The sequence below is a fragment of the Marisediminitalea lipolytica genome (assembly GCF_001758465.1).
GTDB classification, from domain to species: Bacteria; Pseudomonadota; Gammaproteobacteria; order Enterobacterales; family Alteromonadaceae; genus Alteromonas; species Alteromonas lipolytica.
On sequence record NZ_MJIC01000015.1, the window covers coordinates 859,426 to 880,076 of the forward strand.

Here is a 20,651-nt window from a genome sequence, read left to right on the forward strand (position 1 = left end):
TAGGCGGGCTGGCAACGACCAGCCCGTTTTTATCCGCCGGCCTGATTAGCGCAAGCGTTGGGCAAAGGTCTTTTTAAACTTAGCCAGCTTGGGTGCAACAACCATTGCGCAATATTGATTTTGCGGGTTATTTTTAAAATACGACTGATGGTAGTCTTCAGCCGGATAATAGGCTGACAAAGGCACGACTTCGGTCACAATGGGATCCGGCCACACATTCTCTTCGGTCATTTCCTGGATAATGGCCAGCGCTTCGGCTTTTTGCTGTTCGTCATGATAAAACACAGCGCTACGATACTGCGTGCCCACATCATTACCCTGACGATTCAATTGCGTTGGATCGTGCAAGGCAAAAAAGATTTCCAGAATTTCCCGATAGCTGATTTGATCAGGGTAGTAAGACAGGCGAACGACTTCCGCATGACCGGTATCGCCTTTACAAACGGCTTCGTAGCTTGGTGATTCTACCTGACCACCGGCATATCCAGAGGTTGCGAGTTCAATTCCCTGAACCTGATTAAAGGCTGATTCAATACACCAAAAACATCCTCCCGCGAGGGTGGCTGTAGCTGTCGTCGTCATTGTTATTCTCCGCATTTTGTGTTGTCTGAAGTGTGGTGGCGCTTTAAATGAACTTCAAGTCATCCGGGTGATTAAATTGTTCGTATAAGCCTGCATGAATACGAAAATAACTCCACAATTGACCATTTTTTATGACGGTGGCTGCCCGCTTTGTGCCATTGAGATGCGTCATCTTAAAAGGCTTAACGAAAAGGGGCAGCTTGGTTTTGAAGATATTATGGCCGCCGATTTTAGCCAGCGTTATCCAGCCCTTGACTGGCAGGCACTGAACGATCGAATTCACGCCATGCGCGCCGATGGCTCTATGCTTATCGGGCTTGATGTCACTTACGAAGCCTGGCGACTGGTGGGCAAGGGCTGGCTGTATGCGCCACTTCGCTGGCCTTTGGTGAAACCACTGGCTGACCGGTTTTACTTGTGGTTTGCCAAACACCGGTATCGTATCTCTTATTTACTTACCGGGCAGAAACGCTGCCAGCAGTGTGAGCTTAAACAACGATGAACATTGTAGTGATCGGCAGTAGTGGCGCTATTGGTAAAGCGGTTGTGGGGCAAATGCTGGATACCTATCCCGATGCCCGGGTGTTTGCCGTCTCGCGACAACAACAAACCTTTAACGATTGGCCGGCAGTGCAGCCCGTTTGCCTGGATACCACCAGTGAAGACGCTATCGTTAACTGGCTGAACGAGTGTAAAAGTCAGGACCTGGTTTTTCATCATGTGGTTTGTACCACTGGCATTTTGCATGATGAACAGGTTCAGCCCGAGAAACGCCTGGAAGATGTCTCACCTGAGGCGCTGCACCATTATTTTCAGGTCAATACCGTGTTGCCGATGCTATGGATTAAACACCTGGTGGGCTTTTTTCCGTCTGAAGCCTCTACGTTAACTGTTTTAAGTGCGCGGGTGGGGAGTATCGAAGATAACGGGCTGGGGGGCTGGTATGGTTACCGGGCGTCTAAAGCTGCGCTTAACATGCTGGTTAAAACGGCGGCGGTGGAATACAAACGCCGGGCAAAACACACCAGTCTGATTTGTTATCATCCCGGTACCGTAGATTCGCAGTTGTCGGCTCCTTTTCAGCGTAACGTAAAACCAGAAAAACTCTTTACCGCGCAGTTTACCGCGCAGCAACTTGTTGCGGTTATCCAGTCCTGTAATGCTGAACACGGTCCATACTTTGTGGACTGGGCCAACCTGACTATCCCCTGGTAGCTTCCAAACTGCGCTGCCACCAGCCGAAACCAACGAAATCCAAGACTTTTTTTAATGGGATTGATAGTATTCACATTAGAAAAATTCGGTCGTTAGTCTGTGTCTCATCGTCTAAAACAATAAAAACGTAAAGTCAGCGGCGCCAAATTTATCATCGCAAAATACACAACAATAAAAATGACAAGAGGAACTCATATGAGCGGGACCAGAGAACAGTTCGGATCGCGCCTTGGTTTTATTCTCGCCGCGGCTGGATCTGCGGTTGGTATTGGTAATCTGGTGGGATTTCCGGTGGGGGCTGCAAAAAACGGTGGTGGTGCATTTTTATTGATGTACGCTATTTTTGTCTTTGCTATTTGTTTGCCCGTAATGATGGCCGAAATGTCGGTGGGGCGTCATGCTAAAAAAGACCCGTTAGGTGCTTACTCGGCACTTACCGACAATTCACCAAAATGGAAAATAGCCGGTTGGTTGTCAATCATCACCCCCTTTATGATTGCTGTGTTTTATCTGGTGATCACCGTATGGATATTTGGTTATCTGTATTATGCCGTGAGCGGCGATTTGGCAATGCTGGCCGAGCCCGAGACCTTTGGTAACTTTATTAATTCGCCGGTGATTTTTGCCTACATGGCGGCGGTGCTGGCGATAATGTATCTCATTTTGCAAGGCGGTGTTAAAGAAGGGATTGAAAAAGCGGCTAAGCTGCTGATGCCTGCTTTGTTTGTCATGCTGGTGTTGCTGGTGATTTTTGTGCTGACCCGTGACAACGCGATGGCTGGCGTCAGTTTTTATCTGGTCCCGGACTTTAGTAAAATCAACGCGTCGGTGATTAATGGCGCGCTGTCCCAGGCATTCTTTTCGTTAAGTCTGGGGATGGGGATTATGATTACCTATGGTAGTTATATTGATAACCAGTCTGATATTCCTAACTCGGCAAAGCTGGTGGCGTTAACCGACACGGCAGTCGCTTTTACCGCCGGCCTGATGATTCTGCCGGCCATCTTCTCGTTTAATCCAGACACCAACCCGGCTGAATTAAGCGAGTCTTCCATTGGGATGATTTTCTCGTTTCTGCCTAAAATCTTCTTAGCTTTGCAAACCAGTATTGGCTTTGTTGGCGCCAGTGTAGTAGCCAGTATCTTCTTTTTACTGGTCTTTTTTGCGGCCATTACGTCGCTAGTTTCTATCTTTGAAGTACCCGTTGCGGCACTGATGGATGAGAAAGATTACAGTCGCCGTAAATCTCTGGTGGTGCTGGGTGTGCTACTAATCGTGTTTGCTGCGTTATGTGCGCTGTCTTTTGGGTTTGTACCTTTCCTTACCGAATTTACCAATTATGCTGATGCGCCCAAGTCCTTTTTTGATTTGGTTTACGACGTGTTTTACGACACGATCCTGCCGCTTAACGGTCTGTTGATTTGTATTTTTGTGATGTATCGCTGGAAGCGACACAACTTTAATCAGGCGTTGCAGGTGGGAGCCCCATCGTATAAAGGCAGCTGGGTTGAACGTTATGTGGATATCTCGGTAGGCACTTTTATCCCGCTTATTCTGGCCGTGATTTTTATTAATACGGTTGCGCTTAAGTACTTTGGTGTCAGCCTGATAGGCTAACCCATGCCGGCCTGTCAGGCCGGCAGCATCGTCCAGGGCGACGGGTAAGCAAGCTCAATCTGCAGGCCTGAAAGGGTTGCCTGCGGGTTGATACTTTTGCCACAAGGCACTGCATCAGGGCGGAGTTCATCCGTGAAGGTAACCTCATCCAGCCCCAGTTTGTTTGCCATTTGTGGATAATAGTCACCGCGCATAGGGTGGTCATTACTGCACAGCTGCCAGAGTTTTGTTGCTGGCTGTTGCTGCATCATTGCTTCAATCACGCTCACCACATCTTTAATATGAACCAGGTTGACTACCTGGGTGGCCCCGCTTAGCGTGCGCCCGGCAAGGGTGTTAACCGGGTGGCGGTCCGGCCCGGTTAAACCGGCCAAGCGTAATACGTAGCCTGTTTGCGGGGCGATATCTTTAATTAACTGTTCTATTTCCACATGGGCCTGGCCCGAAGCGGTATTGGGCGCAACTGGCGTTGCCGTGGTGATGTCGCCTTCCTGTTCGCCGTAAACCGAGGTTGTGCTGATAAAGATAAGCTGTTTGGGCGGTGCCTGCTGATACAGGGTGGTGATGAGTTGCTTTACCGCCTGAGTAAAATCCGATAAGTCAGTGTTACGTCTGCCCGGTGGAATATTAAGTACAAAGGTACTGCCTGTAGCCACAGCCGCCAGTGCATCACTCGCATCGCCCAGCGTATATTGAATTGCATTGATGCCTTGTTCTGTGAGGGAAAGGGTTTTCTCTTGGCTGCGAGTAGTGCCATAGATGGTGTACTTTGAACGAAAATGGCTGGCAAGGTATCCACCTAACCAGCCACAGCCACAAAGCACTAATTTATCGGGGTTTGCTGTCATACCTGTCACCGGTGATAAGTTCTGCGCCAGTGTAGCATTCCCGACAGCGGTTAACAGTATTACTGCTTAAGCGGCGATTTACCTTTGCTTTCCAGTAAGTCCAGACCAGACAGCGCGGCGATGCTTTTCTGCATGTGTGTTTCTGCATAGTCGGCTTTGGCCAGCACAGTGCATAATTCGTCTGCTTTACCTTCCAACGCTTCAGCCTGGCCTTCCACACGCTCTTCAATGGCGGTACCGAAGTTTTCCATACGGCTTGCAAAGGCATCCATATCACCATCGCCAAACAGCATTTCACTGCCGATTGCCATTAAAATATGCCCCATTGAACGCTCAATCAGTGATTCCACCTTATCGTCAAACTCCTGGCTCCAGGCGGCATCAGCCCAATCTCCGTCCAGCCCTGTGCTATCAAACTTATACGAGCCGTCGGCAGCGTAAAAGCGTTCGTCTATCTGGCTTGAAAGGTCGGTAAACAACTGGTCGAAATCTTCGGTGAGGTCGTTGTCGGCACCTAACAGTTCGGTAAATACTTCGGTTACCGCATAGCTGGCAATTTTTACGCCCTCACGAGCGATATCGACAGTCATCGGGATAGCGGTTTCGATACTGGTGTAATAGTCTGATACCCAGCGTTGCTCCTCTGCATTTAACGACACGGCCTGGCTGTCAACAAAGAGCTGATGAGCGGGAGTGATTTGTACGGTTTCACCGGAGTCGGTGGTGATGGTGAGATCGCCGTGATTAAAGGTGATTTCGCCATGCAATTCCATATTGCAGTGATTGTCTACTTCAACATGGGCCAGTGCAGGCTGAGCGATCAGGGCAGTGGTCATTAACAGTGATGCAGCAACAATTTTCATAATAATCCTCGATAGGGTGCTCTAACAATACGAATGTCTTATCGCAAATCACAGGCCAATTTGTTAAATTTAATTAAAACAAAAGGTTAGGTTTTTCGTGCTGACATTGTTGGAATAGATTCGCCTATTGTTTTTAAAGTAACACTAATTATTAGCGTATTTGACCATGTTCATTATTCATCGGAATATTGATTTTGCGCATGTTCATTTTTATTTGCTTAGTGCATAATACGCGCAGAATTTTTATAGGGTAAAGATTATGAGTGACTGGATTGATGCAATTTTATTTGGTGTTGCGTTAGTAGCATTTACTTTAGGCATGAGCAGCATCGTAATGGGCTTTATGTCTAATAAAGAAGGCAGTGCAGCTTTGCATGAGCGTATCGAAATGGGTTATCTGGGCGTAAGTGGCCTGGTGGTAAGCCTGTTGATGGTATATCTCATTAGCTAACTTGCTAAAAAGACACAAAAAAAGCGCTCAACAGAGCGCTTTTTTTGTGTCTGACGATTGTTACCCGTTTAGTCTTTAACGGCTTCCGGGGTATCCGGCGTCTCGCGCTGTTGTGCCGATGGGCCGGCCAGCGCCGCAAGGTGGCTGTCACGCTGGTAAGCACGCAGATCAAACAACGGCAGCATCGCCATAATGTGGTCGAAGATATCCGCCTGGACTTTTTCGTAAGCCACCCAGGATTTATCGCGACAAAAACAGTAAATCTCCAGCGGTAGGCCCAATTCGTTTGGCGGTAACTGACGGACCATTAACGTCATGTCCTGGTTTATTTTGGGATGCTTAAGCAAGTAGGCTTCTAAATAAGCGCGGAAGGTACCGATATTGGTGAGTGCGCGGCGGTTTAGCAAGTCGCCCTCATCAATGGAATGGTCTTTATGATAGCGCTGTAACTCTTCGATTTTGCTTTGGATGTAATCAGCAATAAAGCGGATTTTGGCCACTTTTTGCAGGCTTTTCTCGTCATACAGGTGAATCGAATGAATATCGATATACACTGCACGTTTGATTCGCCGGCCCCCGGACTCCTGCATTCCCCGCCAATTTTTAATGGCTTCATTGGTTAACGAATAAGTTGGGATGGTGGAGATGGTGTTATCCCAGTTTCTGACCTTTACGTTGGTCAGGCCAAGCTCGATGATTTCACCGTCAACGCCAAACTTGTCGACCTGTATCCAGTCGCCATTGGTAAACAGGCGATTCGCGGTAATCTGAATGCCCGCGACAAAGCCCAGAATAGTGTCCCGGAAAATCAGCAATAATACTGCCGCGATGGCGGTTAACCCGGATAACAGCAACAGCGGACTGCGCTCGACGATAAGCGAAACGCTCAGCAGCATCAGCACAATAAACAATACGAGTTTGGCTACCTGAATAAACCCGGTGATGGATGCCTGAGAGGCAAAAGGCGTTGAGTTGTACCAGTCTTCAAAGGTATTAAGAAGCGCACTGACCGACAAAGCGGCGACAGCCATTAAATACAGTAAGGATGCTTTAACCAGCACAGTGTAAAGCAGACTGTCTGTTACTAAAAGCGCATGGGTACTGGCAAACATAATGAGTGCCGGTGCTAAATGGATGAGGCGTTTAAAGAAGCCGTGGCTGTGCAGGGCATCGTCCCAGTGGGTTTTACTTTTCAGGATCCAGCGGGAAACAACGGAGTTAAGTACCAGTCGGCTAACCAACAGTCCACTCATCGCCAGAACGATAATCAGGATTAATGCAAAGCTGTTGTATAAGGAGCCATTTAAAACGACATTGGTGTCGACCTGCTTGAGCAGTTCCACCAGACTCTCACGAAGCGTTTCCGCTGTGACCATTTAATTACCCTTTTTTAATCCGATGATATTGAAGTCTTTTGTTTGCCAAAGGGAATTGACCCAGTACTGAAACCCGGTCCTGAATTCGGCGTCGTTATAATAATCGCCTATAGCCTCCTGCGGAATGTCAATCACATTGACATCAACAATGATTCGTCGCATTTGGCCGGATAATGCAGCAAACATCGGGTGTTTTTCGTTGTCAGGATACAGCAGGGAAACATCCAGGATATTGGTAAACAGTTCGCCCATGGTTGCCAGCGTAAAAGCAATGCCGCCCGCTTTGGGGGGGAGCAGACTTTGATAAGGGCTGTTCTTACTGGCATGTTTAGCCGGCGTGTAGCGGGTTCCTTCGACAAAGTTGATAACCGTTGTGGGATGATGACGGAATTTTTCGCAGTAGCGTTTGGTGGTGATGATGTCGGTACCGCGTTTATGGGGGAATTTTTGCAGGTAGGCCGCCGAATAACGGCGCATAAAAGGCATCTCCAGCGCCCAGGCAGCCAGTCCGACAAAAGGAAGCCAGATAAGTTCCTGCTTTAAAAAGAACTTAGGCGCGGGGATGCGAAACGCGGCAAATTCGATCAGCAGAATAATGTCCAGATAGCTTAAATGGTTAGCTACAATTAAATACCAGCTGTCTTTGCTAAGGTTGCCCTTAACCCGGTAATCCAAAATCACCGGGTTAAATAAGCGGATCAGCGCCAGGCTCACTTTACCAAAGCAAAACATGAAGGTATTCATCAGCGGTGCCAGCATACGCTGGATGGCAGGCACCGGAAGCAGTATACGCACCAGGCCAAACAAGATCACCAGACCTCCCCACAGGGCCAGATTGGCTACTTGCAAAGGTAAATGCACAATAAAAATTAGTGGTGCCAGTACTACTCTTAACATGGTTTACACCGATTTCCACTGTTCTAAGCGCTGATCTTTTATCTGCCACTGCTCATTGAGCCATTTTTGAAAACGGACACGTTGCTCTGGATTTTCAAAGTATTCCATGATGTTTACGTCTTCAGGAAACAATCCCTGAACGGGTTTTACTTCAACATGCAACTTAATTTTTTGCACAGAACCACTGATAAAATCCCAAAAAGACGGGGTGCCCGACGGATAGTAAATGGTGACATCAATTAGCTGATGAAGCTGGCCGCCCATGGCATTTAATACAAAAGCGATACCGCCCGCCTTGGGCTTAAGCAGATGTTTAAACGGTGACGACTGGCGGGCATGTTTGGCCGGTGTAAAGCGCGTGCCTTCCACAAAATTCATAATGCTGGCTGGTTTATATTTAAACTTTTCGCAGGCCTTTTGTGTGGTTTCCATATCTTTGCCTTTAAGATGCGGATGTTTGGCCAGAAACGATTTGCTGTAGCGGCGCATAAAGGGAAAGTCCAGTGCCCACCACGCAAGGCCAAGTAACGGCACCCATATAAGCTGCTGTTTTAAAAAGAACTTCAAAAAAGGAATACGGTGGTTAAAAATGCGCTGTAACAGCAAAATATCGACCCATGACTGATGATTAGCGATCACGAGGTACCAGTCGTTGCGGGAAAGTCCTTCAAGCCCGCTGACTTCCAGTTTTGTGCGGCTAAACATACGCTGATTCAGGTTATTCACGCTAATCCAGCCAACAGCACAAGCATCCAGTAAGTAGGTCATAAAGGTGCGCCAGGCGCGCAAAGGAATAATTAATTTAAATACCGCTAATATGAGCACTAAAGGTACCCAAAAAAAGGTATTGAGCCCGTAAAAAAATGCCGACACCGCACCATTAAGCATACCGGGAATGTTTTTCAAAACTGTCCTTGCCCTAGAAGTCTAACCAGTTGGTAGTTTAACGTAAATGTCGGCAAAATCCGATAACTATGAGGTTAAACTTCACTAAGTGGCAATGTATGGTAAGGCGGAAGTGCCGCTTTTTTACGGCACACGCTGGCAGGATAAGGCGCTTAGAGAGACTGCTCGCCAATAACGACCCGGAAACCCAAGTCGCTGCCGGTAGCATCGGCACCGCCGCGGGTTTTTCGATGTGCATCAAAACGGTAATAAGCCGAGCTGCCGCCAATATAAACATCATCGCAGAATTTCAGGTTGGCATTATTTTCATTCATGCAGGATTGCGTCCATTCCCTTACATTACCGTACATGTTGTACAGGCCAACACGGTTAGCAATTTTCTGTTTAACTGGTTCAGGGTGGATTGAGCCATCGTTACAGGGCTCACGTGAGGTTTGGCCAAAATTGCCAGAAAAAGCTTTGTCACGAATATTGGCGTAGAGGCAATTGGTGTAAAGACCTTCGGATTTTTCCCGCTTGGTCGCTTCCATGGGTAAAGCCAGCAGCATCCATTCATCTATAGTCGGTAGCCTGACATTTTCTTTCAGTTTCTTAGATAACTATTTTGTATAGTTAATGGCATCGATCACAGAGACGCAAACAATAGGATGCGAATCAGAAATAGGGTAACCGGGACGGGTTGAATCTGCGGTTACCGATATTCTCGATGAATAATCATAGATCATGCACTTAGAAGCAGATTCAGACTCTGTAGTATAGCCGGTTTCCTGTTGGAACTGAGAAAACTGAGCGACGGTAATTTCTGTATCACTCACAATAAGCGAAACGGGCGTACCCGCCTTTTGAATTTCGATATCAACGAAATTAGGTATGGTTGAATCACCGGATTCAAAAGAATCTGTCAACGTAACCTGAACGTCATTGTTGTTAATTGCTGTTGCCGTTTGGGGAGTTGGTGTTACGTAGTTGGTTGATTTTGCCGATTGGGGCGCTGGCGAAGGGCCGGTCCGCTTCGTAGTAGTGTTGTTTTGCGCTATTTCAGAAGACGATGTATCGACTGTTGGGGTGTTTGCCTGCTCAGCCGCAACACTGTCTTGCAGTTTTGCATTAATCATATTGGATGCCACCAGAACATATTGTTCGATGTTGCCTTGCGATTTTGCAACGACGTCCCCGACTAATTTAAGAACATTAACAATTTGGCCATTCTGAATGGCGAACGTTGAGTCGCTCTTAAAGTTTTTTATTTCCAGACTGGCATCTGAAATAACCGAGTCTTTGACAATTTCAAAGTTCTCAAGCTGGCTTACTGAAGTAATTTTTAGCCCCGCACTCTCAACCAGCTTGCGCTTGGCGGCCATCATGCCCCGTTCCTGGCAACTAATTGGCGTTTCGGCGGCGCCGCATACTTCTTCATGGGCCACGTTAACTGTAAAAGGTTTAATACCTTCTGCTGCAATCGTGCTGGCCGTCGTGTCGATAAGTATTTTGAGTTCATCCTCAAACTGCGACTGATTATTGTCGATTTGACTTTCATTTAACTCGATCAGGCTGGCGAGTTTTTCTATATCAATGAGTTTTTCTTCGAGGTGACGTTTAGCGGATCTGAGCTCGTTTGCTGTTGTGGCTTGTCTGGTGAGTAGCCGGTTAAGCACTTCCTGATAGCTTTCGTTCAGTTCGAGCAGTTTAGAAGTCACGTTATATTCCAGAACCAGTCTTTCCTGCTCACGGCTAATTTTTTTGAGTGCGGTTTCCAGCTCGACGTATTCGGCCTGTTTATCAAACAGCTTACTTTTTAGCGTTTTGTTTTGCTGCTCCATTTTTACAATAGAAAGTTTGATCGCTTTAAGGGATGAGATATCGACATCATCTGTCGCAGCAAAAAGCTCAGAGACAGAGAGCGGGGCAATAAACAAGGTTAAGGTGAGTAATATGTTTAATTTCAGCATATGCACAACAACTTAATAAAACACCGGACGTATATAACGAAATAACCCGCCGAATGTTTATAGTGAATTTTACAGGTTCAGCCTCTGACAACACTCAGCAAACGAATGTATTACCGTGACATTTAATTAGGATTGAGAGTAGCGCCTTGCATTAATGAGGTAGTCAGACGTTTTTCTTGAGAGATGTTTTACGCATCCCGCCAGCCAATCCATTGTCAAAAATCATCGGTAAATTTTGCTTTCAGGTAATACCTGACCGATATAGTACGCGAGCGTGTTGAGTTGTTTGGGGTGGTCAAAATTTGATCACACGAGGTCAGAATAGCAGCATCACTGCACAATGCAACAACTGCTGGTTAGAAAACAGGCTCTAGGTGGAGTGATATGAGTTGGCCGGAATAACATTTTCTGGCTTAAAAGCGGTGGATACAATCGCAGACTGAGCTTGCCTGTTTAAACAAAGTTTAAGTGGTTTTGAGTAAAAATCACTACATCCCGAAAATCTGTATATACATCCTGAGCAGCATTGAAAAGGGGGAAAACGGGCTTTAAGTTACGGTCAGCAAACACCTGATGTTTGCGCCGTAAACCATCGCTTCGTGCGTGACGTAATCCCCTTCAAAGTGATCAATCAATGGATAAGTACGATCCCACCCCAAACAGAAATACCCAAGCGGGCAGTAACAGGGCCGAAGCCCCGACACCAGGCAATCCAACTGCGAGCAGCCATTGGCGGGCTTTTTTGAATCTTGTTCATCCTCAGCAGTTTAAAGAAAGTGTTCAGCTGGCGCCTCAGCCGTCTCTACGTAACGACTTTATGGCAGGCTTGCAAACCGGGCTGACAGCCGTAATAGCGTTAACGCTGGCCTACTTGTCGCCGTGGTCTGAAATGGTGGGTTTTGCCGGTTTAGGGGCGCTGATCGCTTTATTTGCAAGGCACTCCTCGCACTGGCAGCGTCACTGGATGCTCTTGCTGGCAGCTGTGATACAAACCGGTATGGTATTTATTATGTCATCGGTTGCTTACCTGGAATGGGCAGCGCCTTTGCAACTGGGATTACTTTCTGTGGTATGCGGGGTGTTAATGTTTATCTGTAGCAGTACCGCCCTGGGAGCGCCGGGACCGCTGATTTTTGTTTTTGCGGCCGGGGCTTGTGTAGGATCAGAACCCAACTGGCCGCAGGTGGTAGACCGAACCATGGTGACCGGTGCGGCTGCTTTACTGGGCTGGTTTATTTGTCTTTGTACTTCTATCTGGCGACATGTCCCGAAAGAAGAAGAGGCGTCGGCGCAGATTCGTCCTTTACACAATAGACTGGTGGCTGCACTGCGCATAACCATTGGCGCCTGCTTTGCCATTTTTCTGGTGCGTTATGGTTTTCAGGCTCACTATCCGGCCTGGGCAGCCATGGGCGCACTGGCGGTTATGCAGGGCGCTCATTTACACCTTAGCATGAACCGTGCGTTGCAACGGATGGTGGGTACAACCATAGGGGCCGTTGTTGCCTGGTTTTTGCTAATTCAGGAACCATCGATTTGGACCCTTATTGGTGTGATTGGCATTTTTCAGCTGCTCACGGAGATCTTTATTGGCAGCAATTACGCGCTCGGACAAATGTTTATCGCTCCTATGGCGTTATTAACCATGCACCTTGCTGCGCCCTGGGTATCCAGTGCGGCCATGGTGCCAGAAAGAGTGCTGGATACCGTTGTGGGCGCTTGTATCGGCATGGTGATTGCGGTGTTGTTTTCCAGTCTGGATGATCGCCGCTTCCTGGCGCAACTGCGGGGTACTGCCTCACGGGGGCAACAGGCGCATTAGGGCGCAGTTTGGCATTGGTTATAATTTTTTGCTGACCGGCGGGCTGATAGCACTGCTAACGCTAACCGATCGCTGGGCACTGGGGATCTTTCTGGAAAACAAAGGTGATGCGATGGATATCGCCAGCCATATTTTTCAGTTGGCCACCTGGGGATTTATTGCCTTTGGTATAAGTCAGGTATTGTTTGGCACGGTGCGAGCGGCCGGGCAGGTGGTTTGGCCCATGATTATACTGGCGATTTCGCTGTACCCGGTGCGTCTGTGAACCATCGAACTACTCAGGCCCGAACTGGGCAGCGATGCCATCTGGTGGAGCTTTCCGGTTGCTTTTATAGCAACCATGTTAATGGCGACATCCTACTATTTTTGGGGAAACTGGCGTCAGACATCCGCTTTTGTACCGACTACCCGTGTACAACAAGCCGGTAATCAAGAGCCGGCCGGACGGATTATTGAAGCGCCAGCCAGTGCCGACCCTACCCAGTCTATTCTTTGTCGCGACTCGCGGCCTTCAAACCCGAAGCCCGAATAAATCCGCCGCCAGCTTCTCATAAATAAATTACCCGGATGGGTTGATTCAGGTTTGCTACTAACCAATATTGACCGCATATGCCTTCTGGTGCTGGCTTATTTGTCGCCTCTTTTGCTGGATTAGAATAATTTTCTCAATGTGGGAACACAGCCTGAAAGTTTTACACGGTAACTTGCAGTAGCAGCACAGGACGGCGAGGAAAAAAGGCGCCAAGCCAATCTTTTTTCGCCCCTTTCAGGCAATTTCTATACTCATTTTCTATGATGTAAATTCCTTTTTAAAACAGTTATTTATTTAATCCTTTTTGCTGTTAATGAAATTGCCTTGCGCTGTTATATGTGTATAGCCTTTGCGCCCGGCACTGTCTATGCAATGTCTTTTGTGCGTTCTGGTAAATTTATAGTTGTCTAGTCAACTAAATATTGCCGAATGCAATGACCACCCGACAGAAGATAGCACACATTTTAATTAGTCAGGCTATCGCGCGGGGTATCTCATCTCGCTGATTAAGGGCATTCAGACTTTACTTAATTGGCCGCGCCCCGGGCGCATCGAAGGAATGAAATAATGACTAAAGACTCTTGTGACTACATCATCATTGGCGCTGGCTCAGCCGGTTGCGTAATTGCCTACAATATTTTATCCCGTGGCCAGGGCTCCGTGCTGCTGCTTGAAGCCGGCGGCGACGACAACAATCTTTTTATTAAAGCGCCTGGCGGCATGGCCCAGGTAATCCCGAAAAAATCATGGCCTTATAAGGCGGAGCAAGAGCCTTACACGCAAAATCGCGTTATGGACGTTCTGCAGGGCCGGGTACTGGGTGGCGGTTCTTCCATTAACGGTATGGTTTACGTACGCGGCCAACGTTCAGACTACGACGCCTGGGAAAATGACTTTGGCGCTACTGGCTGGAATGGCGACACCATGATGCACTATTTCAAAAAAGCCGAGAACAATGAAGCCATGGCTAACCAGTATCACGGTAATCATGGCCCTTTGTATGTATCTGAAAACCGCTATCGTCATCCTATGAGTGATGCCTTTGTACGAGCAGGCCAGCAAGCTGGTTACGACTATATTGTTGACCACAACGGTGCGCGTATGGAAGGCGTAGGCTTTTATCAGACCACTACTCACAAAGGTGAACGGGCATCGACTTCGCGCACTTATCTTAAAAAGGTTCGCGACGACAAAAACCTTAAGCTTCAGCTTAACGCTCTGGTCAGTCGGATCGAAATTGAAAATGGCCGCGCTACCGGTGTGACGTATAAAGTGCACGGACATGAAAAAACAGTCAGTGCTCGCAAAGAGGTGATTGTAAGTGCTGGCGCTATCGGTTCGGCCAAAGTATTACAGCTGTCTGGTGTGGGCCCTAAAGCGGTACTTGCTAAAGCGGGCATCAAACAAAAAGCCGAATTGCCTGTGGGTAAAAACTTCCACGATCACCTGCATATGTCGGTTAACGCCACCATTAAGGAGCCGATTTCCTTGTATGGCGAAGACAAAGGCTTAAAGGCGTTACGCCACGGTATCGAATGGGTATTTGCCCGGACCGGTGTACTAACTTCGCCCATTCTGGAGGCTTTTGCTTTTATCGATAGTACCGGCTCGGGCCGTCCCGATGTGCAGTTCCACTTTTTGCCAATCCTGGATACCTGGGACGATCCGGACCTCAACCAAAAAGGCCACACCCATGGTGTCACCATTAAAGCGGGCCATCTGCATCCAAAATCCCGCGGAGAAGTAGAAATCCGTTCATCGGATCCGGCTGAACTACCGCGCATTCGCGCTGCTTACCTGGAAAACGAAGAAGACGTTCAGGGGCAGATCAGAGCCACGAAGCTGGCACTTAATTTCTTTAAACAACCAGCTCTGGCTGAACACGTGGTGGAAATATTTAACCCCGCTTGTGCCGCCGATGACGATGCGGGTCTGGAAGAATATGTACGCCGAGTCTCACGTACGGTGTATCACCCGGTAGGCACCTGCCGCATTGGTCAGGATCCGGCCACATCGGTAGTAGACCCAGAGCTGCGAGTGCATGGCGTTAAAGGGTTACGTGTGGCCGACAGTTCGGTTATGCCGCATATCCCGTCGGGTAACACCAACGCACCAACCATTGCTATAGCAGAGCGTGCCAGCGACCTGATTTGTGGTCTTTCCACTGATTCGATTGTCGAGCTGGTTAAGAAAAATCTTGCAACCATCCGCGGTACTGCCAACGCAGTCGAAGCGGTTGAATAATCAAAACGTAAAAGGACACGACATAATGGCTATTAAAGAACAACTTCCTGCAGTAAAAGCGTTTCTTGCTCGCCAGCAAGGCCACTTCATCAACGGTAAGGCCGTTCCTGGTTCGGCAACAGACCGCGAAGATATTCGTAACCCGGCTAATGGTGAGCGTATTGGCACCGTAGCCCGGGCCACGCCCGAGGAAGTAGAAGAAGCCATTGCTTCTTCTCACAACGCCTTTAAAGGCGCCTGGGCACAAACGTTGCCGGCTGAAAAAGAAAGAATTTTGTATCGGTTTGCCGACCTGATTGAACAGCACGGAGAAGAAATAGCGCAGCTTGAAACCCTGCAATCGGGCAAACTTTTAACGCTTTCCCGAATGATTGAAGTGGGCTGGGCTGCACAGTTTCTGCGTTACTATGCAGGCTGGGCAACTAAGGTAGCGGGTCAGACCCTGGCGCCTTCGATTGCTTCTGCCAATGGTGAAAAATATACTGCAATGACACTGCGTGAGCCGCTCGGCGTAGTATTTGGCATCATACCCTGGAACTTTCCCGTAATGATTCCAATCTGGAAACTTGGCGCTGCACTGGCGACTGGAAACACCGCATTACTTAAATCTGCATCACCTACGCCTTTTTCGCTGTTAAGAGTGGCAGAATTAGGTAAAGAAGCCGGTTTACCCGATGGTGTACTTAACGTGATTAACGGGCCAGGCAAACTTGGTGACATTATTATTCCTGACAAACGCATTGCCAAAGTATCCCTAACCGGATCGGTGAGAACAGGCCAGATCATTGCCGAAGAGGCCATGAAGGCCAATCTTAAACATGTCACTTTGGAACTGGGTGGCAAAAATGCCGCAGGCTTCCTGCCAGACATGAGTGTTCAGGAAATTGTGGATGGCATGTTTGAAGCGGGCTTTATGCATACCGGGCAGATTTGTGCGGCGGCAGAACGTTTTCTGGTGCACTCAAGTCAGATTGACGAGGTGGAAGAGGCTATCCGCGAACGTCTTGCCGGCATAGAAGCGGGTGATCCAATGGATGAAGATGCGCAATTTGGTCCGGTAGCGACAGAAGATCAGTACAACAAGGTATTAGAAGCCTTTGCAACTGCAAAACAGGAAGGCGACAGATTCGTGGTAGGGGGCGAAGCCTACGACCGCATTGGTTACTTTGTTAAACCTACTGTAATTCGTCCTAAGTCATTAGAGAGTACGTCGTGGCGTGAGGAAGTGTTTGGGCCGGTGGCGACCCTGGCAACCTATGAGACTGAAGAAGAATTGATTCGGGAGATGAACGATAGTCCTTATGGTTTAACGGCATCTGTCTGGACCCATGATTTATCCAAAGCGCTGCGTCTTGTACCACAGGTTGAAGCGGGAACCGTATGGGTAAATATGCACACCATTGTAGACCCGGGCGTACCTTTTGGTGGTGCTAAAGGTTCAGGTATAGGTCGTGAGTACGGCTCTGCTTTTATCGAGGATTATACCGAGCTCAAATCTGTGATGATCCGCTACTAAAGTAACTTATCTTATTGTTAAGGCGCTCCGGAGTTGGCCGCGGGGCGCTTTTTATTTTATGCGTTTTAAATTTGTATTCTAGCCAAAATAGCCTGAAACCAATTCCTGCTGTTAATTCCTACCGTAATCGTGAAAGTAGCCTAAAATCAGTAGTTATATGATTGTACATACAACCCGGAAGCTTTCGTGTTATGTCTACATTAAATTCGTCCCGACGCCGATTTATTAAAGGGGCAGTGTCTGCTGGCGCAACAGGCGCGCTGGTAGCTAAAGCCCCCTATGTATTTGCCCGCAACCGGGTCACTATCAGAGTGCTCGGAACCCACGTTACGCTACAGGAAGAACTACGCCAACGGGCCATGCTGGAGCTCGGTATCAATATAGAATTTTCGCCGGGTGGTAGCGCTAAGGTCCTGCAAAAGGCCGCCGCCGCGCCGGAATCCTTTGATTTGTACGAACAGTGGTCAGACTCCATTAACATCCTCTGGCAGGCAGGGGCGATTCAGCCTATAGAAACGCAAAGGTTAACTTACTGGAAAGAAATAAACAGTTTGTCAAAAGAAGGGCGTATAGACCCCGATGTGGCGGTGGCTCCCGGCGACGCGCCAAATAAAATCCTTTTCGTTCAGGACGATGGTAGCCTGAGTGCTAATCCGACAGATAAAATTACCTTTATGCCTTACGTCCATAATGTGGATTCTTTTGGTTACAATACTCAGTTTATTCCTGCTGGCACCCCTTATGGTACGGAGTCATGGGGATGGCTGCTGAAAGACGACTTTAAAGGCAAAGTTGGTCTGGTGAATGCACCAACAATTGGTATTTTCGATGCAATCCTTGCGGCACAGGCAAATGGTCTGATGAAGTTCAGGGATATTGGTAATCTGAGCATCAGCGAAATTGACCAGCTGTTCGATATTTTGATTGAGAAAAAGCAGCAGGGGCATTTTGGCGGCTTCTGGACTTCGGTGCCACAAAGTGTTGATTTTATGGTTCAGCAAAGAGTGCATTTACAGAGCATGTTTTCGCCAGGCGTGTCGGCCTGTAAAGGTGAAGGTGTTCCGGTTATTTATGCTGCCCCGAAAGAGGGCTATCGCGCCTGGCATGGCGTTATGTGTTTATCGTCACAAACCACAGGGCATGAAAAAGACGCAGCCTATGAATATATGAACTGGTGGCTGTCAGGTTATCCCGGCGCATTTATTGCCAGGCAAGGTTATTACATTTCAAATCCCCGCCGCAGCCGGGATTTAATGTCCGATGATGAATGGGGTTACTGGTATGCTGGCAAAGCCGCAGAGGCAGCACTTACAGGAACTGATGGCAAAGTATCGGTTGCACCGGGTGAAGTGAGACATGGCGGCAGTTATTTACAGCGCTTGTCTAACATTGCAGTGTGGAATACGGTGATGCCAAACTACGACTACAGTCTGGATCGCTGGCACGAATTTTTAATCGCCTGATTGTCTGAAACCTGAATCATGCAAATAGCCCCAAGGAACTCCCTGGAAGTCAAAAGTGTTGTAGCGCTACTGCTACTCCTGGCTTTAGTGGGGTTTCTGTTGTACACCATCGAAAATGACATTGAGGCTTTGTTTGAAGAGGTTAACAGTGCCGAAGAAATAGCCAGAACCAATGTGAATGTGCTCGATCTCAACAAGACGGTTGAGTCGATGCAACGAAATGTATCAGTGTATGGTGTGTCGGGTAGTAAGGCGATTTTTGACAAACTCACTAATAATAATCAGCTTATTCAACGTCGTCTGTTGGAGTTGACCGAGCAGACAGATGATGAGCAGATGAAGAGCATCATTGATGATCTTTTCTCTCTTACGATTCGCTACAAAGAAAACCTGACTGTATTACCCAAGCGATACCAGATTAAATCTGACTTTGCCAATAAGATATTGCCTGCGGCCTACCAGAGTTTTGATTTAACGTTAACCTCGGCTCTGGAAAGAACAAATGGTTCAGGAGATCGTGCCTTATTGTTGGAATCCATGGCGTTGTGGGCCAAAGCAAATCATGCCGCTTCGCTCTTTTTGTCGAATAAAGAATACAGTCAGCGCCGCAATGTAGTTACTTACATTGCCGCAATGGAGGGAATATCAGCGCAGCTCTCGGCAGCGTTTTTACAACAAAATCCTGAGTGGCCTGAAATGGTTATTCAGGCTACCACGAACTACCAGAATAATTTTGAAAAAGCCACACAGGCAAATCGAAACTATGCTGCTTTGGTTAATGTAGTGATGGCCGGGGATGCCGTTGAATTTACCACGCTGGTTGATAAGTTAACCGATTACACCTCAACCAAATTTAATCGGATGCAGCAAAACATTACCGAATTATCCAATGAGAATAATAAGCTGCTCGGTAATTCGCTTATTGCAGCCGCTGTGCTGTGTATTTTATTTGCGTTAGTTTTTCATTTTTATATTACCCGGGCTATAAAAAGTCTGGCCAATACCTTTCAGCAATTTATTCAGGGGGACTTTTCTGCTTCGGTAGCCGGTGGGCAGCGGCCCGACGAAATTGGTCTGCTTGCTCAGGCTGCTATTAAGTTTCGTGATCTGAGCCAACGATTAATTGATGCCAAAACCGACGCAGAAAATACCTCGCGTATTAAATCTGAATTCCTGGCCAACATGAGCCATGAAATCCGCACACCCATGAATGGCATTTTAGGTATGGCGCAAACGCTTTCGCACAGCGAGCTAACGCCCCAACAAAGAGAAATGCTGGGCGTAATCAACTCATCGGGCAAAAGCTTACTGGCCATTCTGAACGACATACTTGATTTGAGTAAACTGGAAGCGCACAAGGTGGAGTTGGAATCAGCGCCTTTTACTCTTGATGAAATCTGCTTTGAGTTGCAGAACATGTTTGCATCGGTTGCTGAGCAAAAAGGCATAACCCTGAAATTACCCGCAAGGGGAAGCCTGCAAGCCACAGTATTGAGCGACCAGTTAAGGCTTAAACAGGTAATGATTAATCTGCTTAGCAATGCTATTAAATTCACCGAAAAGGGCACGGTAAGTGTCATTATCAGTGAGCAGGCCAGAAGTGAGCAAAGCATTACCTACACCATCACAATTAGGGATACCGGCATAGGTATTCCATCTACCGCAATTGACTCTTTGACAGAGGCTTTTACTCAGGCTGATACGTCGATCACTCGCAGTTTTGGTGGCACCGGACTCGGTTTGGCAATCACCAGTAATATTCTGAATTTATTCAATACTCAGCTGGAGATAAGCAGTCGGCTGGGAGAGGGCGCGGCATTTTATTTTACGCTTCGCTTACCCCTGGCTCCAGTTATTGAATCTGCCGCAGAACATCCGGTGTTGCAAACCGTTGATGAACTCATACCAGACCGTCAGCTTAAGGTACTGATTGTTGATGATAGCCAAATTAATCAGATGGTTATCGAAAGTTTACTGGCCACACTTAAGCAACAATCCGTAACCTGTGTAATGGATGGCCGTGAAGCCTTAAATGCCTTGCAAAGCAGCGCGTTTGATATTGTTTTTATGGACATGCAAATGCCGGTAATGGATGGAATATCTGCAACTAAAGCCATTCGTGAAGATGACCGGTTAAACAGGCAGTACATTATTGGCTTGTCTGCTAACGTTATGTTGGAGGATCGGCAAAAATGCCTGGACGCAGGAATGAATGACTTCCTTGGCAAACCCCTGCTGCGGGAAGAGCTGAGCGCCGCTCTCAACCGCTACATTGAATTCACCAGCGCTTAAATTCTTATTTTCAGGTGACAAAATATATCAGGGTTCGCTGGCTTTTCTGATAGCATCTGCCAGGTTTTTAACAAAGAT

General features: G+C 47.7%; 17 protein-coding genes and 1 pseudogene. 11 read left to right on the forward strand and 7 right to left on the reverse strand.

Annotated features, from left to right (window positions below):
* Positions 1–45: 45 nt before the first annotated feature.
* Positions 46–582 carry a peptide-methionine (S)-S-oxide reductase MsrA gene (gene msrA / locus BFC17_RS18220; protein ID WP_070177898.1) on the reverse strand — a complete coding sequence of 179 codons (537 nt, stop codon included), beginning with the start codon at positions 580–582 and terminating at the stop codon, positions 46–48.
* A gap of 94 nt (positions 583–676) precedes the next feature.
* On the opposite strand from msrA, the gene BFC17_RS18225 reads away from it, so the two are divergent.
* The 3 genes from BFC17_RS18225 to BFC17_RS18235 all read left to right on the forward strand — a co-directional run bounded on the left by BFC17_RS18225 (position 677) and on the right by BFC17_RS18235 (position 3,414).
* Positions 677–1,084, forward strand: coding sequence for a thiol-disulfide oxidoreductase DCC family protein (locus BFC17_RS18225; protein WP_070177899.1), 408 nt, complete (start codon positions 677–679; stop codon positions 1,082–1,084).
* Positions 1,081–1,797 carry an SDR family NAD(P)-dependent oxidoreductase gene (locus BFC17_RS18230; RefSeq protein WP_070177900.1) on the forward strand — a complete coding sequence of 239 codons (717 nt, stop codon included), beginning with the start codon at positions 1,081–1,083 and terminating at the stop codon, positions 1,795–1,797. The genes BFC17_RS18225 and BFC17_RS18230 overlap by 4 nt, the downstream gene beginning before the upstream one ends.
* 195 nt (positions 1,798–1,992) lie before the next feature.
* Positions 1,993–3,414, forward strand: coding sequence for a sodium-dependent transporter (locus tag BFC17_RS18235; RefSeq protein WP_070177901.1), 1,422 nt, complete (start codon positions 1,993–1,995; stop codon positions 3,412–3,414).
* A gap of 14 nt (positions 3,415–3,428) precedes the next feature.
* On the opposite strand, the gene BFC17_RS18240 is transcribed toward BFC17_RS18235, so the two are convergent.
* Positions 3,429–4,262 carry an NAD-dependent epimerase/dehydratase family protein gene (locus BFC17_RS18240; RefSeq protein WP_070177902.1) on the reverse strand — a complete coding sequence of 278 codons (834 nt, stop codon included), beginning with the start codon at positions 4,260–4,262 and terminating at the stop codon, positions 3,429–3,431.
* A gap of 59 nt (positions 4,263–4,321) precedes the next feature.
* Positions 4,322–5,125 (reverse strand): YggN family protein, encoded by an 804-nt coding sequence (locus BFC17_RS18245; protein WP_083271820.1) that lies wholly within the window; start codon positions 5,123–5,125, stop codon positions 4,322–4,324.
* 259 nt (positions 5,126–5,384) lie between these two features.
* Here BFC17_RS18245 and BFC17_RS18250 point away from each other — a divergent pair, with 259 nt between their 5' ends.
* Positions 5,385–5,576 carry a hypothetical protein gene (locus BFC17_RS18250; protein ID WP_070177904.1) on the forward strand — a complete coding sequence of 64 codons (192 nt, stop codon included), beginning with the start codon at positions 5,385–5,387 and terminating at the stop codon, positions 5,574–5,576.
* A gap of 68 nt (positions 5,577–5,644) precedes the next feature.
* On the opposite strand, the gene BFC17_RS18255 is transcribed toward BFC17_RS18250, so the two are convergent.
* The 4 genes and pseudogenes from BFC17_RS18255 to BFC17_RS23005 all read right to left on the reverse strand — a co-directional run bounded on the left by BFC17_RS18255 (position 5,645) and on the right by BFC17_RS23005 (position 10,704).
* Positions 5,645–6,952, reverse strand: a complete 1,308-nt coding sequence (locus tag BFC17_RS18255; RefSeq protein ID WP_070177905.1) for a mechanosensitive ion channel family protein — start codon at positions 6,950–6,952, stop codon at positions 5,645–5,647.
* Positions 6,953–7,849 carry an acyltransferase gene (locus BFC17_RS18260; RefSeq protein ID WP_070177906.1) on the reverse strand — a complete coding sequence of 299 codons (897 nt, stop codon included), beginning with the start codon at positions 7,847–7,849 and terminating at the stop codon, positions 6,953–6,955. It abuts the gene before it with no gap.
* 3 nt (positions 7,850–7,852) lie between these two features.
* Positions 7,853–8,737 carry an acyltransferase gene (locus tag BFC17_RS18265; RefSeq protein WP_070177907.1) on the reverse strand — a complete coding sequence of 295 codons (885 nt, stop codon included), beginning with the start codon at positions 8,735–8,737 and terminating at the stop codon, positions 7,853–7,855.
* Positions 8,738–8,907: 170 nt separating this feature from the next.
* Positions 8,908–10,704, reverse strand: a pseudogene (locus BFC17_RS23005) (SUMF1/EgtB/PvdO family nonheme iron enzyme).
* Between the two features lie 742 nt (positions 10,705–11,446).
* Between BFC17_RS23005 and BFC17_RS18280 the strand changes: the two are divergent.
* From BFC17_RS18280 to BFC17_RS18305, 7 genes are all read left to right on the forward strand, one after another.
* Positions 11,447–12,526 carry an FUSC family protein gene (locus BFC17_RS18280; RefSeq protein ID WP_070177996.1) on the forward strand — a complete coding sequence of 360 codons (1,080 nt, stop codon included), beginning with the start codon at positions 11,447–11,449 and terminating at the stop codon, positions 12,524–12,526.
* Entirely contained in the window at positions 12,465–12,791 is a 327-nt protein-coding gene (locus BFC17_RS18285; protein WP_083271823.1) for an MATE family efflux transporter, read from the forward strand. Before BFC17_RS18280 ends, BFC17_RS18285 begins: the two co-directional genes overlap by 62 nt.
* A gap of 81 nt (positions 12,792–12,872) precedes the next feature.
* Positions 12,873–13,058, forward strand: a complete 186-nt coding sequence (locus BFC17_RS22455; protein ID WP_139142123.1) for a hypothetical protein — start codon at positions 12,873–12,875, stop codon at positions 13,056–13,058.
* 567 nt (positions 13,059–13,625) lie between these two features.
* A complete protein-coding gene (locus BFC17_RS18290) occupies positions 13,626–15,302 on the forward strand; it encodes a GMC family oxidoreductase (protein ID WP_070177911.1) in 1,677 nt (558 codons plus the stop codon).
* Between the two features lie 25 nt (positions 15,303–15,327).
* The gene (locus BFC17_RS18295; RefSeq protein ID WP_070177912.1) at positions 15,328–16,818 is read left to right on the forward strand and encodes an aldehyde dehydrogenase family protein; all 1,491 of its coding nucleotides are present in this window, start codon (positions 15,328–15,330) and stop codon (positions 16,816–16,818) included.
* A gap of 191 nt (positions 16,819–17,009) precedes the next feature.
* Positions 17,010–18,281, forward strand: coding sequence for an ABC transporter substrate-binding protein (locus BFC17_RS18300; RefSeq protein ID WP_070177913.1), 1,272 nt, complete (start codon positions 17,010–17,012; stop codon positions 18,279–18,281).
* 18 nt (positions 18,282–18,299) lie between these two features.
* Positions 18,300–20,573 carry a response regulator gene (locus BFC17_RS18305; RefSeq protein ID WP_070177914.1) on the forward strand — a complete coding sequence of 758 codons (2,274 nt, stop codon included), beginning with the start codon at positions 18,300–18,302 and terminating at the stop codon, positions 20,571–20,573.
* Positions 20,574–20,651 lie beyond the last annotated feature (78 nt).

What these genes read in the sequence shown, in the direction of transcription:
- msrA (WP_070177898.1), bottom strand. Translation starts at nt 582, where the DNA reads ATGACGACGACAGCTACAGCCACCCTCGCGGGAGGATGTTTTTGGTGT.
- BFC17_RS18225 (WP_070177899.1), top strand. Translation starts at nt 677, where the DNA reads ATGAATACGAAAATAACTCCACAATTGACCATTTTTTATGACGGTGGC.
- BFC17_RS18230 (WP_070177900.1), top strand. Translation starts at nt 1,081, where the DNA reads ATGAACATTGTAGTGATCGGCAGTAGTGGCGCTATTGGTAAAGCGGTT.
- BFC17_RS18235 (WP_070177901.1), top strand. Translation starts at nt 1,993, where the DNA reads ATGAGCGGGACCAGAGAACAGTTCGGATCGCGCCTTGGTTTTATTCTC.
- BFC17_RS18240 (WP_070177902.1), bottom strand. Translation starts at nt 4,262, where the DNA reads ATGACAGCAAACCCCGATAAATTAGTGCTTTGTGGCTGTGGCTGGTTA.
- BFC17_RS18245 (WP_083271820.1), bottom strand. Translation starts at nt 5,125, where the DNA reads ATGAAAATTGTTGCTGCATCACTGTTAATGACCACTGCCCTGATCGCT.
- BFC17_RS18250 (WP_070177904.1), top strand. Translation starts at nt 5,385, where the DNA reads ATGAGTGACTGGATTGATGCAATTTTATTTGGTGTTGCGTTAGTAGCA.
- BFC17_RS18255 (WP_070177905.1), bottom strand. Translation starts at nt 6,952, where the DNA reads ATGGTCACAGCGGAAACGCTTCGTGAGAGTCTGGTGGAACTGCTCAAG.
- BFC17_RS18260 (WP_070177906.1), bottom strand. Translation starts at nt 7,849, where the DNA reads ATGTTAAGAGTAGTACTGGCACCACTAATTTTTATTGTGCATTTACCT.
- BFC17_RS18265 (WP_070177907.1), bottom strand. Translation starts at nt 8,737, where the DNA reads ATGCTTAATGGTGCGGTGTCGGCATTTTTTTACGGGCTCAATACCTTT.
- BFC17_RS18285 (WP_083271823.1), top strand. Translation starts at nt 12,465, where the DNA reads ATGATCGCCGCTTCCTGGCGCAACTGCGGGGTACTGCCTCACGGGGGC.
- BFC17_RS22455 (WP_139142123.1), top strand. Translation starts at nt 12,873, where the DNA reads ATGGCGACATCCTACTATTTTTGGGGAAACTGGCGTCAGACATCCGCT.
- BFC17_RS18290 (WP_070177911.1), top strand. Translation starts at nt 13,626, where the DNA reads ATGACTAAAGACTCTTGTGACTACATCATCATTGGCGCTGGCTCAGCC.
- BFC17_RS18295 (WP_070177912.1), top strand. Translation starts at nt 15,328, where the DNA reads ATGGCTATTAAAGAACAACTTCCTGCAGTAAAAGCGTTTCTTGCTCGC.
- BFC17_RS18300 (WP_070177913.1), top strand. Translation starts at nt 17,010, where the DNA reads ATGTCTACATTAAATTCGTCCCGACGCCGATTTATTAAAGGGGCAGTG.
- BFC17_RS18305 (WP_070177914.1), top strand. Translation starts at nt 18,300, where the DNA reads ATGCAAATAGCCCCAAGGAACTCCCTGGAAGTCAAAAGTGTTGTAGCG.